We start from the raw sequence: 12,497 nt of genomic DNA on the forward strand, positions 1-12,497 counted from the left end.
GCAGCCCGCCGACACCCCAGGAGAATCCCGTGCTCACCGCCCACTCCGCCGCCGCGCCGCGGCCGGCCGTCACGGATCCGCCACCGGCGCCGCCGCGGGTGCGGCGGCGGGTACGGGTCGCCGCGCTCTGGCCGTACCTGCTGGTCGCGCCCACCGTGGTCGGGGCGGTGTTCCTGCTGGTCTACCCGATCGTCAGAAACACCGTCATGTCCTTCCAGCACTTCGGCCTCGGCCAGCTGATCCGGGGCGGTGCGACCTGGGTCGGCTTCGCCAACTACCGCACGGTGCTGGACGATCCGGAGTTCTGGACGGTGGTGCGCCGCACCCTGTGGTGGACCGGGCTGAACGTCGCGCTGATCATGGTGCTCGGCACCGCGGTGTCGCTGATGCTGATCAGGCTCGGCCGGCGGATGCGGCTGGCGGTGATGAGCGGCCTGGTGCTGACCTGGGCGACGCCGGTCATCGCCGCCACCACCATCTTCCAGTGGCTGTTCCAGTCCCGTTTCGGAGTGGTCAACTGGGCACTGGTCAAGCTGGGTTTCGACTCGTACCGGGACTACACCTGGTTCGCGCACGGCGGCTCGACCTTCGCGATCCTGGTCGTCCTGGTGGTGTGGCAGTCGGTGCCGTTCGCCGCGCTGACGCTCTACGGCGGCCTCACCACCATCCCGGCCGAGCTGTACGAGTCGGCGAAGATCGACGGGGCGAGCGCCTGGCAGTCCTTCCGGCTGGTCACCTTCCCGATGCTGCGCCCGCTGTTCGCGCTCGTCACCTCGCTCGAAGTGATCTGGTGCTTCAAGGCGTTCACCCAGATCTGGGTGATCGGCGAGGGCGGCCCGAACGGCGCCACCACCACCTTGCCTGTCTACGCCTTCCAGATCGCCCAGTCGCTGCACAAGTACGACCTCGGCGCGGCCGTCTCCACCCTGACCGTGCTGATCCTGCTCGTCGCGCTGGTGTTCAACCTGCGCCGGATGTTCCGCCAGGAGGGCGCGCTGTGACCGCTCTTACCACTACTGGTAAAGCCCCGGTGCGGCTGCCGCGCCGCCGCCCGCGGCTGCGCCGGCTGCCGCTGAACCTGGCCGCCCTGCTCACGCTGGCCGTGTCGGTCTTCCCGATCTACTGGATGGTGCTCACCGCCTTCACGCCCGCCTCCGACATCCAGTCGGACTCGCCGTCCTTCCTGCCGCTGCACCCCACGCTGGCGCACTTCCGTACCGCCGTGGACTCCCCCGGCTTCGGCACCTTCTGGCGCAACAGCCTGACGGTGACGCTCGGCGCGGTGCTGATGGCGCTGGTGGTGGCGCTGCTGGCGGCCTTCGCGGTCGGGCGGATGCGGTGGCGCGGGCGGCGGGCGTTCATCCTGCTGGTGTTCGTCGCGCAGATGGCGCCCTGGGAGGCGCTGCTGATCCCGATGTACGTGATCGCCAGGGACACCGACATGCTCGACAGGCTGTCGATGCTGACACTGATCTACTTCATGATGACGCTGCCCTTCACCATCGTGACGCTGCGCGGCTTCCTGGCCGCGATCCCGGTGGAGCTGGAGGAGGCGGCGCAGGTCGACGGCTGCACCAGGCCGCAGGCCTTCCGCCGGGTGACCTTCCCGCTGCTGGCGCCCGGGCTGCTGTCCACCTCGCTGTTCGGCTTCATCACGGCGTGGAACGAGTTCGCCTTCGCCAACACCCTGATCATCAAGAACCAGGGCGCCCGCACCCTGCCGGTCTGGCTGTCGTCGTTCAGCAACGTCTTCGGCACCGACTGGGGCGCCACGATGGCCGCCTCGTCGCTGTTCATGCTGCCGGTGCTGGTGGTCTTCCTGCTCCTGCAGAACCGCGTCACCTCCGGCATGACCGCGGGCGCCGTCAAGGGCTGACCGCACCGGCGGCCCCCGCCGTCCCCGAACATCCGCGCCCCCGCGGTCCGCGCCGCCGAGCGCGCGACCCGTGCTGCCCCGTGCTGCCCCGCGCCGCCCTATCCCCGCTCCCGCCCGCCGGCGGCCGGGGAGACCTGGAGAGCCACCGCCGTGATCATTCCGCACCCCACCCAATTCGCCCGCATCCCCGGCCACTTCACCTTCGACGAGTCCACCGCGGTGCGCGCCTCGGGCGACGCGCTGGGCGCCGCCCGGCTGCTGCGTACGCTGCTCGCCCCGGCCACCGGGCTGCCGCTGCGGCAGTCCCCCACCGGCACTGTCGTCCTGGTCGTCGACGCGATGCTCGGCGGCCTCGGCGACGAGGGCTACGGCCTGACCGTCGGCCCCGACGCGGTGCTGCTGCGGGCGGCCCGCCCGGCCGGGCTGCTGCGCGGTGTGCAGACGATCCGCCAGCTGCTGCCCGCGCAGGCCCTGTCGGCGCGCCCGGTGACCGGGGTGCCGTGGCGGATGCCCGGGGTGCAGATCACCGATGTGCCGCGGTTCGGCTGGCGGGGCGCGATGCTCGATGTGGCCAGGCACTTCCAGCCGGTGTCCTTCCTGCGCCGCTTCACCGACCTGCTGGCCTTCCACAAGCTCAATGTGCTGCATCTGCACCTGACCGACGACCAGGGCTGGCGGATGCCGGTCGCGGCCTTCCCCGCGCTGACCGAGGTCGGCGGGGTGCGCGCGGGCGCGGTGCCGCACTCCGGCGCCTACACGGCCGCCGAGCTGCGCGGCCTGGTCGCCTACGCGGCCGAGCGCGGGGTCACCGTCGTCCCCGAGATCGAGATGCCCGGCCATGCGCGCGCGGCCCTGGCGGCGTATCCGGGGCTGGGCAATGTGCCGGGGCGGGCGCTGGACGTGTGGACCGAGTGGGGCGTGTGCGACACGGTGCTCGGCGTCCACGACGAGGTCCTGGACTTCTGCAGGACCGTGCTCGGCGAGGTGCTCGACGTCTTCCCCTCCCCGTATGTGCACGTCGGCGGCGACGAGTGCCCGGTCACCGAGTGGGAGACCAGTACGGCCGCGCGGCGGCGGGCGGCCGAGCTGGGGCTCGGGGCGCCCCGGGCGCTGCACGGCTGGTTCCTCGGGCAGGTCGGCGAGTTCCTGCTGGCGCAGGGGCGGCGGCCGGTGTGCTGGGCGGAGGACTCGGGCGCGCTGCCCGCCGACTTCACCGTGATGCCGTGGCGGGACTCCGCGCACGGCCTCGCCGCGGCCCGGCGCGGCCACGACGTGATCATGACTCCCTACCGCTCGACGTACCTGGACTACCCGCAGTCCGCCGACCCGGCGGAGCCGCCGGGCCAGGCGGGCGGTGTGGTGGACCTGCGGGCGGTGCACGGCGCCGGGGCCGCGCCCGCCGACTGGGAGCCGGCCGCCGCCGCCCGGGTGCTCGGCACCCAGGCGCAGCTGTGGACCGAGTACGTCAGCACTCCCGCGCATGCCGAGTACCTGGCCTTCCCCCGGCTGGCCGCGCTCGCCGACCGGGCCTGGAACCCGGCCAGCGACTGGTCCGCCGACTTCTCCCCCGCGCTGCGGCTGCACGAGGCCCGCCTCGACGCGCTGCGTGTGCCGCGCCGCAGCCCGGCCCCCACGACCACTTTGCGCTGACCCAGTCACCACCCCACTGGAAAGGGATCACCCGTGTCAGGAAACACCGCACAAAACCGTTCACACAAGGGCAGATTGCGGCTCACCGCGAGGATGCGCACCGCGATGGCGGTGTGCGCGGCGGCCGGCCTCGGCTGCGCCGCGCTCACCGCGCTGCCCGCGGCGGCGGCCCAGGACTCGCTGACCGCGCAATACCGTACGAGCGCCTCCGGTGCGACCGCCGACCAGGCGGAGCCGTGGCTGGAGGTCACCAACACCGGTACGGGCAGCGTCCCGTTGAGCCGGGTCACGGTCCGCTACTACTTCAAGTCCGACGGCCCGGGGGTCACCTACCGCTTCGCGTGCTCCTGGGCGGTCAAGGGCTGCGCCAACGTCACCGGCACCTTCGGCACACTGGCCAATCCCACCGCGACCGCCGACCGCTACCTGGAGGTCGGCTTCACCGCGGGCGCGGGCTCGCTCGCGCCCGGGCAGAACACCGGTGACCTGCAACTGCGCTTCTACCGGGCGGACTGGCAGACGCTGACCCAGTCCGACGACTACTCCTTCAACGGCGCGCAGACCGCGTACGCGAACTGGCCGAAGCTCACCGTGCAGGACGCCGGCGCGCTCGTCTACGGCACCGCGCCCGCGGGCAACAACCCGACCCCGCCCACCACTCCTCCCACGACCCCGCCCACCACTCCGCCGACCTCACCAGGCGGTGGCGGCGACCAGAACGCGCCCGCGCTCTTCGACGACTTCTCCTACACCGCCAGCTCCGACCCGGCCGTCCAGCAGCACGGCTGGACGGTGAAGTCCGGACAGGGCGGCCCCGGCGTGGCCGGCGCCACCTGGTCGCCGCAGGACGTCACCTTCGTCGCCGACGGCTCGAACAAGGTGATGAACCTGCGGCTCACCACCGACGGCACCGCCTCCGGCACCCGGGAAACCGAACTCCAGACCACCGCCAGGAAGTTCAAGAACGGGACCTACGCGGCCCGGGTGCGTTTCGACGACACCCCCAGCGGCGGCCCCGACGGCGACCACGTCAACCAGACCTTCTTCACCTTCACCCCGCTCAACGCGCCGATGGACCCCGACTACAGCGAGCAGGACTTCGAGTACCTGCCCAACGGCGGCTGGGGCGAGACGCAGAACATCATGTACGAGACGTCCTGGGAGACCTACAACCCCGACCCGTGGAACGCCGTCAACACCCACGGCCAGCAGTACGGCAGCCTGGACGGCTGGCACGATCTGCAGATCACCATCGACAACACCAGCATCACGTACTACATCGACGGCCAGGTCGTCGCGACGCACGGTGAGCCGTACCTGCCCGAGACGCCGCAGTGGATCGACTTCAACCACTGGCTGATCGACCTGGCCGGGCAGACCGGCAGCACCCCGCGGTCGTACGACGAGCAGGTGGACTACGTCTGCTTCGTCAAGGACCAGGTGCTCAGCCCGGCGCAGGTGAGCGCGCGGGTCGCGGGCTACCGTGCGGCGGGCACCGCGTTCACGGACACCGTGCCCAATCCGTAGCCGGCGCGTCGCGCCCGGCGGGTTTCCGTTATCCGCCGGGCGTGGCACCGTCTCCTGTCCGGGGGAACTGTGACGGACGGAGAGTGGAGCAGCATGCGCGCAGGCGACCGTGTCGGACCCGACCCCGCGCTGGTGACCGCCGCGCGGGCGGGCGATCAGCCGGCGCTCGACCGGCTGGTCGCGCAGTGCCTGCCGCTGGTCTACAACGTCGTGGGCCGGGCGCTGGACGGGCACGACGATGTGGACGACGTGGTGCAGGAGACGCTGCTGCGGGTGGTGCGCGGTCTGGCGGACCTGCGCGACCCGGCGGCGTTCCGGTCCTGGCTGGTGGCCATCGCGGTGCGCCAGGTGCGGGACCGCGAGCAGGCGCGCAAGGCGTCCTGGCACCACCAGACGGCCCTGGACGCGGCCGAGCTGATACCCGACCCCGCGTCCGACTTCGCGGCGGTGACCATTTTGCGCCTCGGCCTGACCGACCAGCGCCGGGACATCGCCGAGGCCACCCGCTGGCTGGACGGCGACGACCGTACGCTGCTGGCGCTGTGGTGGCTGGAGGAGACCGGCGACCTCGGCCGCTCGGAACTGGCCGACGCGCTCGGCCTGACCCGGCAGCACGCGGCGGTCAAGGTGCAGCGGATGAAGGAGCAGCTGGAGACCTCGCGGTCGGTGGTACGCGCGCTGGGCGGCGGCCCGGAGTGCGACGGGCTGCGCCATCTGACCGGCGGCTGGGACGGGGTGCCGAGCCCCCTGTGGCGCAAGCGCTTCGCCCGTCACATCCGCGGCTGCGCCGACTGCACCGGGCGCGCCGGCGCGCTGCTGCCGATGGACCGGCTGCTCAGCGGGCTGCCGCTGCTGCCGGTGCCGATCGGCGTCGGCGGCCCGTTCGCCGCGCACGCCCCCGCCTTTCCCGCCGCCTTCGCCCACCCGGCGGCCCCCGTACCCCCCACCCCGGCCGCGGCTTCCGCGGCCCCGCGCACCGCTCCGCACTCACCCCCACGGCGGAGCGGTGCGCGGCATGGCTCACGGGCCAGGCCGCGGCTGCTGCACGGGCCGGCGGGGGTGACCGGCGCCGCGGTCGGCACCGTCGCCGCGGTCGCGGCGGGCGCGCTGCTCGCGGTGCACCTGACGGCCGGCGGCCAGGACGGCGAACCGGCCGCGGACACCGTGGCGTCGCCGTCCGCCGTCGCCACCGGCGCCGCGGCCACCACGCCGCCGGCCACCACCGCCGCGCCGAGCCCGTCGACCACCAAGCCCCGGCCGGCAACTCCCGCGAGCAGCAGGCCGCCCGCGACCCACGCGCCCGTCAAGGCACCGCCGCCCGCGCCGCCGGCGTCCTCCGCCCGCAAGGGAGTGGGGGTGTGGAGCTTCAACGGGGTGGACTCCGCGCTCGACAAGTCCGGTGCGGGTTGGTATTACACCTGGTCGACCAGCCACAGCGGGGTCAGCGGCCCCGGCTTCGTACCGATGATCTGGGGCGGGGCGAGCGCCGACGCGAGCGCGCTGGCGCAGGCGAAGAAGGCGGGGCCGTATCTGCTGGGCTTCAACGAGCCCGACATGTCGGCCCAGTCGAACATGACCGTGGACCAGGCGCTCTCGCTGTGGCCGAAGCTGGAGTCCACCGGCAAGGTGCTGGGCAGCCCCGCGGTCGCCTACGGCGGCGACACGGCGGGCGGCTGGCTGGACCGCTTCATGTCGGGGGCGAGCACGAAGGGCTACCGGGTCGACTTCATCGCCCTGCACTGGTACGGCGGCGACTTCACCACCCCCGACGCGGTGGCGCAGCTCAAGTCGTACCTCCAGGCGGTGTACAACCGGTACCACAAGCCGATCTGGCTCACCGAGTTCGCGCTGATCGACTTCTCCCACGGCACCCGTTTCCCGACCGACCAGCAGCAGGCGGCCTTCGTCACGGCGGCGGCCAGGATGCTGGACGGGCTGCCGTATCTGCAGCGGTACGCCTGGTTCGGGCTGGGCGCCGACGACAGCAAGCCGAGCAGCGGCCTCTTCCGCAGCGGCGCGGTGGAGACGCCCGCCGGGCGGGCCTTCGAGGCGGCGCGCTGACACCGCGGGTCAGCCCGCCGTGAAGGTCACGTCGTGCGCGGCGCCCGGGTCGGCGGCGGCGAGCAGCCGCAGGCCCTCGGCGGTGAGCGCCGCCCGGTCGGCGGCGCTCAGCGGGGCGAAGTGCGTGACGGCGACGGCCGCCGCGCCCTTGGCCCGGTCGAACCGCCAGGTCCCGCCGGCGAATCCGTCGACCAGGATGACGCCGCGCACGATGCCGTTGACCGTCATCACCCGGGAGCGGAAGCCCTCCGGCACGATCCGGGTGCGGTCGGCGTGCGACAGCACGAGGTTGTCGAAGTCGCCGACGAAGCGCGCGGTCACCGGCACCGAAGGGTCGGTGAGTACGGCGTCCGGCAGGTCGTACAGCACCCGGCCGTCCTCGGCGGTGCAGGCGCGCAGGTCCATGCCGGCGAAGACGGCCTTCAGGCCGGTCAGGCCGCACCACTTCTGCATGTCGGCGGGCGTGGCAGGGCCGAAGGCGGCCAGATAGCGGCGGACCAGGTCGGCCGGGTCGGGGGCGGTGAGCGGCCGGCCGAGCCAGTCCTCCAGCAGGCCGTACACCGGCGGCCCGCCCGCGCCCCACACCCCGCGCGGCGGCAGCTGTGCCAGCGGCACCCACGAGCGCAGCGCGTTGACCAGCGACGCCGGGTCGGCGCCGGGGAAGCGGGCGGCGAATTCGGTACGCAACTCGGCCGGTGTGCGCGGCTGTTCGCGCAGCAGCGCGCGCCCGTGGGCGATCACCGCGGCTGGCTCCGCGCCCGCGGCTCCGCGGGCCCACTGGGAGCCGCGGAAGGCCCGCTCCAGCATCGGGCCGAGCCAGTGCCGCAACCGCAGCGCGTCCGCCGCCGTCACCAGATGCACGGTGTTGCGCATCAGCACCACCCGGACGGCCCGGCGCTCGGTGAGCAGCCGGCCGAGATCGGCGAAGTCGAAGCCGGCCAGCCGGGTCCACAGCCCGGGGTAGGGGGAGGTGGGCGTCTGCGACTGGAGGCCCAGCAGGTGGGCAACGGCGGCCTCGGCACCCATGTCGGCCCGCTCCAGCAGGAGTTGCCGGTCGAGCAGAGTGCGGTTGAGGGTGCGCAGTGCCAGCGGCTGATTGACCATGGTCCCACCGTAGGGCGCGATGCGGACAGTTCCGGTCCGCAAGGGGAGGGCCGCGGCGGATGTCGCAGCCGGGGCGCGGCATGCCCGGGGGGACGGACATGAGCCGGTGGTGGCGGATCCCGCGGCAGGGATTCCCGCGCGGCGGCGGGCCGGCGGTGGCCCTGGAGCCGCGCGAGGAGCGCTGAGCCGCGGTCAGGCCGCCGGGGAGCCGAAGCGGCGCACCGGGGGGCTCTGGTCGCGGTGGATCGGGGTGTGCGCGCCGGTCAGCGGCACTCCGGTGCCGCCGTTGCGGTGCGCGACGATCTCGGCGGCGATGGACAGCGCCGTCTCCTCCGGGGTGCGGGCGCCCAGGTCGAGCCCGATCGGGGAGTGCAGGCGGGCCAGGTCGAGTTCGGTCAGGCCGACGTCGCGCAGCCGGCCCAGCCGGTCCAGATGGGTGCGCCGGGAGCCCATGGCGCCGACGTAGGCCAGCGGCATCCGCAGCGCCCGCTCCAGCAGCGGGACGTCGAACTTCGCGTCATGGGTCAGGACGCACACCACCGTACGGGCGTCGAGCCGCCCGGCGTCCGCCTCGGCGTCGAGGTAGCGGTGCGGCCAGTCGACGACGACCTCGTCGGCCTCGGGGAAGCGGCGCGGGGTGGCGAAGACCGGGCGGGCGTCGCAGAGGGTCACCCGGTAGCCGAGGAAGGCGCCGGTGCGTACCAGGGCCGCGGCGAAGTCGATCGCGCCGAAGACCAGCATCCGCGGCGCCGGCACGCTCGACTCGACCAGCAGCGTCAGCGGTTCGCCGCAGCGGCTGCCGTCGGCGCCGATCCCGGTGCCCGCGGTGCGGCCGGCGGCGAGCAGGGCGCGGGCCTCGGCGGCGGCGGTGGCGTCCCGCACCGGGTCGCCGAGGGTGCCCTCGTAGGACCCGTCGGGCCGTACCAGCAGCGCCCTGCCGAGGAGTTCGGCCGGGCCCGCGGTGATCCGGGCGACCGCCGCCGCCTCACCGGAGGCTGCGGCGGCCAGGGCGGCGGCGATCTCGGGCCGGGCGGCCGGGTCGATCCGCTGGACGAGGATGTCGATCTCGCCGCCGCAGGTCAGGCCGACCGCGAAGGCGTCCGCGTCGGAGTAGCCGAAGTGCTGCAGCACCGGCCGCGCGGCGTCGCCGGCGGCCAGCACCTCCTGGCACAGCTCGTAGACCGCGCCCTCGACGCACCCGCCGGACACGCTGCCGACGGCGGCGCCGTCCGCGTCGACAGCCAGCGCCGCGCCGGGCCGGCGCGGGGCGCTGCCGCCGGTGGCGACCACGGTCGCGACGGCGAACGGCCGGCCCTGGGCGCACCAGCGGTGCAGGTCGTCAGCGATGTCCAGCATGGTGCTCAGCTCCTCGGCTTCCCCGGCGCGGCGGTCACTTGACCCCGAGCCAGCCCTCGATGGGGTGCAGGGCGAAAGAGACGGTGAAGACGGCGGCGAGCGCGAGCGGCACCTTGCCGAAGAATCCCATCAGCAGCGTGGAGACCGCGGCGGCCGGCGCGGTCGCGGTGATCAGTGCGGCGTGGCCGAGCCGGTGGCCGCCGGCGTCGGGTCCCGACAGCGGCAGCGGGTTGAGCAGCAGGATGTAGCACATCGCCATGAAGGTCGTGAGGCCGCCGCGGACTTCGCGGGGGATCGAGGAGCCTCTTTCCGAGATGTGGAAGTACCGGTCGAGCCAGGATCGTCCGGCGGGCGCCCGCGAGCCGGGGCCCGCGCCGTCCGCAGTGGTGCGCGGCTCCACTGGTGTCTGGGTCATGATGCCAACTCCCAAGGTTCACAGGGGCACCCGGTCCGCCGGGCGCGGATGGGATGTGGGATCTGCGTGGCCTGCACGACCCGGGGGACGGCCCGAGGCGAACTGTTGCCTTGCGCTGACGCGCCTATGCTCCGGTCAGGTGCTCCGGCCTGACCGGGGTCCTGTTCAGCTCCAGCCCTGTCGCCTGCCGGATGGCCGCGAGGACCGCCGGTGTGGACGACAGGGTCGGTGCCTCGCCGACACCGCGCAGCCCGTAGGGGGCGTGCTCGTCGGCGAGTTCGAGCACATCGACCGGGATGGTCGGCGTGTCGAGGATCGTGGGGATCAGGTAGTCGGTGAAGGACGGGTTGCGGACCAGGGCGGTCTTCGGGTCGACGACGATCTCCTCCATCACCGCGACCCCGAGGCCCTGGGTGGTGCCGCCCTGGATCTGGCCGACCACCGACAGCGGGTTGAGCGCCTTGCCGACGTCCTGGGCGCAGGCCAGTTCGACCACCTTGACCAGGCCCAGTTCTGTGTCCACCTCGACGACCGCGCGATGGGCGGCGAAGCTGTACTGCACATGGCCGTTGCCCTGGCCGGTACGCAGGTCGAAGGCCTGGGTGGGCCGGTGCCTGAACTCCAGCTCCAGGTCGACCACGTCGTCCTCCAGGACGTCGGCGATGTCGGCCAGCGCCTCACCGCCGTCGGTGACGACCTTGCCGCCTTCGAGCAGCAGTTCCGCGGTGGCCCAGGCGGGGTGGTGGCTGCCGAATCTGCGGCGGCCCAGGTCGAGCACCTTCTCCCGGACGGCCTCGCAGGTGTTCTTGACCGCGCCGCCGGTCATGTACGTCTGCCGGGAGGCGGAGGTGGAGCCGGCCGACCCGACCCGGGTGTCGGCGGGCTGGATGGTGACCTGGGTGACGCCCAGCTCGCTGCGGGCGATCTGCGCGTGCACGGTGACACCGCCCTGGCCGACCTCGGCCATCGCGGTGTGCACGGTCGCGACGGCCTCGCCGTTGATGACCTGTATCCGCACCCGGGCGGTGGAGTAGTCGTCGAAGCCCTCGGAGAAGCCGACGTTCTTGATGCCGACCGCGTAGCCGACGCCCCGCACGACGCCCTCGCCGTGGGTGGTGTTGGACAGGCCGCCGGGCAGCGCGCGGACGTCGGCGCCCTCGGTGGTCTCCCACTGGCGCTCCGGCGGCAGCGGGCGGGCCTTGACCCTGCGCAGCAGCTCGGCGACCGGCGCGGGCGAGTCCACGACCTGTCCCGTGGGCATGATCGCGCCCTGCTCCATGGCGTTGATCCGCCGGAATTCCACCGGGTCCATGCCCAGTTCCGCGGCGACCTTGTCCATCTGGGCCTCGTAGGCGAAGCACGCCTGGACCGCGCCGAAGCCGCGCATCGCCCCGCAGGGCGGGTTGTTGGTGTAGAGGGCCAGCGCCTCGATGTCGACGTCGTCCACCACGTACGGGCCGACCGCGAGCGAGGCGGCGTTGCCGACCACGGCGGGCGAGGCGGAGGCGTAGGCGCCGCCGTCCAGCACGATGCGGCAGCGCAGATGGGTCAGCCTGCCGTCGCGGGTGGCGCCGTGCTCGTACCAGAGCTTCGCCGGGTGGCGGTGGACATGGCCGAAGAAGGACTCGAAGCGGTTGTAGACGATCTTGACCGGTCTGCCGGTGCGCAGCGCCAGCAGGCAGCCGTGGATCTGCATCGACAGGTCCTCCCGGCCGCCGAAGGCGCCGCCGACGCCGGACAGCGTCATACGGACCTTCCGCTCGGGCAGGCCGAGCACCGGGGCGATCTGCCGCAGATCGGAGTGCAGCCACTGGGTCGCCACGTAGAGGTCGACGCCGCCGTCCTCCGCGGGCACCGCGAGCCCGGACTCGGGGCCGAGAAAGGCCTGGTCCTGCATGCCGAAGTCATAACTGCCGCTGACGACCACATCGGCGCGCGCGGCGGCCCGCGCCGCGTCGCCGCGGACGATCGGCTGGCGGTGGACGATGTTGGGGTGCGGGACATGGCCGATGTGGTGGTCCTCGCGGCCCTCGTGCACCAGGACCGCGTCCCGCGCGGTCGCCGAGGCCTCGTCGGTGACGACGGGCAGCGCCGCGTATTCGACGCGGATCTTGGCGGCGGCCCTGCGGGCGGTCTCCGGGTGGTCGGCGGCGACCAGCGCGACCGGCTCTCCGTGGTGGCGGACCTTGCCGTGCGCGAGCACCGGGGTGTCCTGGATCTCCAGGCCGTAGTGCCTGACCTCGGTGGGCAGGTCGTCGTAGGTCAGCACGGCGTGGACACCGGGGGTGGCCAGCGCCTCGGCGGTGTCGATGGACACGATGGCGGCGTGCGCGACGGTGCTGCGCAGCGTGTGGCCCCACAGCATGTCCTCGTGCCACAGGTCCGAGGAGTACGCGAACTCGCCGGTGACCTTCAGCACGCCGTCGGGGCGCAGCGTGGACTCGCCGATGCCGCCCTTGGTGGCGCTGGACTGGGTGAGGCTGGTGGGGGTCCGGGTGATGCCCATCG

Annotated in this window: 8 protein-coding genes and 1 pseudogene; 5 read left to right on the top strand and 4 right to left on the bottom strand. The window is 73.3% G+C overall.

Features of this window, described 5'->3' with window-relative positions; all coding sequences use genetic code 11:
* Window positions 1-29 precede the first annotated feature (29 nt).
* The 5 genes from OHA86_RS07980 (at window position 30) to OHA86_RS08000 (ending at window position 7,114) form a co-directional block, all read left to right on the top strand.
* Window positions 30-1,001, top strand: coding sequence for a carbohydrate ABC transporter permease (locus tag OHA86_RS07980; RefSeq protein ID WP_443054040.1), 972 nt, complete (start codon window positions 30-32; stop codon window positions 999-1,001).
* A complete protein-coding gene (locus OHA86_RS07985) occupies window positions 998-1,876 on the top strand; it encodes a carbohydrate ABC transporter permease (RefSeq protein ID WP_443054041.1) in 879 nt (292 codons plus the stop codon). Before OHA86_RS07980 ends, OHA86_RS07985 begins: the two co-directional genes overlap by 4 nt.
* A 150-nt stretch (window positions 1,877-2,026) precedes the next feature.
* On the top strand, window positions 2,027-3,526 hold the full coding sequence (locus OHA86_RS07990) for a beta-N-acetylhexosaminidase (RefSeq protein ID WP_443071662.1): 1,500 nt from the start codon (window positions 2,027-2,029) through the stop codon (window positions 3,524-3,526).
* 93 nt (window positions 3,527-3,619) lie between these two features.
* Window positions 3,620-5,053: a cellulose binding domain-containing protein gene (locus tag OHA86_RS07995; protein ID WP_329173673.1), complete on the top strand. Its 1,434-nt coding sequence runs from the start codon at window positions 3,620-3,622 to the stop codon at window positions 5,051-5,053.
* Between the two features lie 93 nt (window positions 5,054-5,146).
* The gene (locus OHA86_RS08000) at window positions 5,147-7,114 is read left to right on the top strand and encodes a sigma-70 family RNA polymerase sigma factor (RefSeq protein WP_329173675.1); all 1,968 of its coding nucleotides are present in this window, start codon (window positions 5,147-5,149) and stop codon (window positions 7,112-7,114) included.
* Between the two features lie 9 nt (window positions 7,115-7,123).
* Here OHA86_RS08000 and OHA86_RS08005 read toward each other — a convergent pair whose 3' ends face one another.
* The 4 genes and pseudogenes from OHA86_RS08005 to OHA86_RS08020 all read right to left on the bottom strand — a co-directional run bounded on the left by OHA86_RS08005 (window position 7,124) and on the right by OHA86_RS08020 (window position 12,495).
* The gene (locus OHA86_RS08005; RefSeq protein WP_329173677.1) at window positions 7,124-8,218 is read right to left on the bottom strand and encodes a winged helix DNA-binding domain-containing protein; all 1,095 of its coding nucleotides are present in this window, start codon (window positions 8,216-8,218) and stop codon (window positions 7,124-7,126) included.
* 192 nt (window positions 8,219-8,410) lie between these two features.
* Window positions 8,411-9,574, bottom strand: a complete 1,164-nt coding sequence (locus OHA86_RS08010; protein WP_329173679.1) for an XdhC family protein — start codon at window positions 9,572-9,574, stop codon at window positions 8,411-8,413.
* Between the two features lie 67 nt (window positions 9,575-9,641).
* Window positions 9,642-9,989 (bottom strand): annotated as a pseudogene (locus OHA86_RS08015) (NCS2 family permease); the annotation flags it as partial.
* Between the two features lie 124 nt (window positions 9,990-10,113).
* Window positions 10,114-12,495, bottom strand: a complete 2,382-nt coding sequence (locus tag OHA86_RS08020; RefSeq protein WP_329173681.1) for a xanthine dehydrogenase family protein molybdopterin-binding subunit — start codon at window positions 12,493-12,495, stop codon at window positions 10,114-10,116.
* Between the last annotated feature and the right edge of the window lie 2 nt (window positions 12,496-12,497).

This window comes from Streptomyces sp. NBC_01477 (assembly GCF_036227245.1).
Lineage (GTDB): Bacteria > Actinomycetota > Actinomycetes > Streptomycetales > Streptomycetaceae > Actinacidiphila.

Excerpts from the sequence above, each read along its gene's own strand:
- OHA86_RS07995 (WP_329173673.1), top strand. The coding sequence starts at position 3,620 with ATGCGCACCGCGATGGCGGTGTGCGCGGCGGCCGGCCTCGGCTGCGCC.
- OHA86_RS08000 (WP_329173675.1), top strand. The coding sequence starts at position 5,147 with ATGCGCGCAGGCGACCGTGTCGGACCCGACCCCGCGCTGGTGACCGCC.
- OHA86_RS08005 (WP_329173677.1), bottom strand. The coding sequence starts at position 8,218 with ATGGTCAATCAGCCGCTGGCACTGCGCACCCTCAACCGCACTCTGCTC.
- OHA86_RS08010 (WP_329173679.1), bottom strand. The coding sequence starts at position 9,574 with ATGCTGGACATCGCTGACGACCTGCACCGCTGGTGCGCCCAGGGCCGG.
- OHA86_RS08020 (WP_329173681.1), bottom strand. The coding sequence starts at position 12,495 with ATGGGCATCACCCGGACCCCCACCAGCCTCACCCAGTCCAGCGCCACC.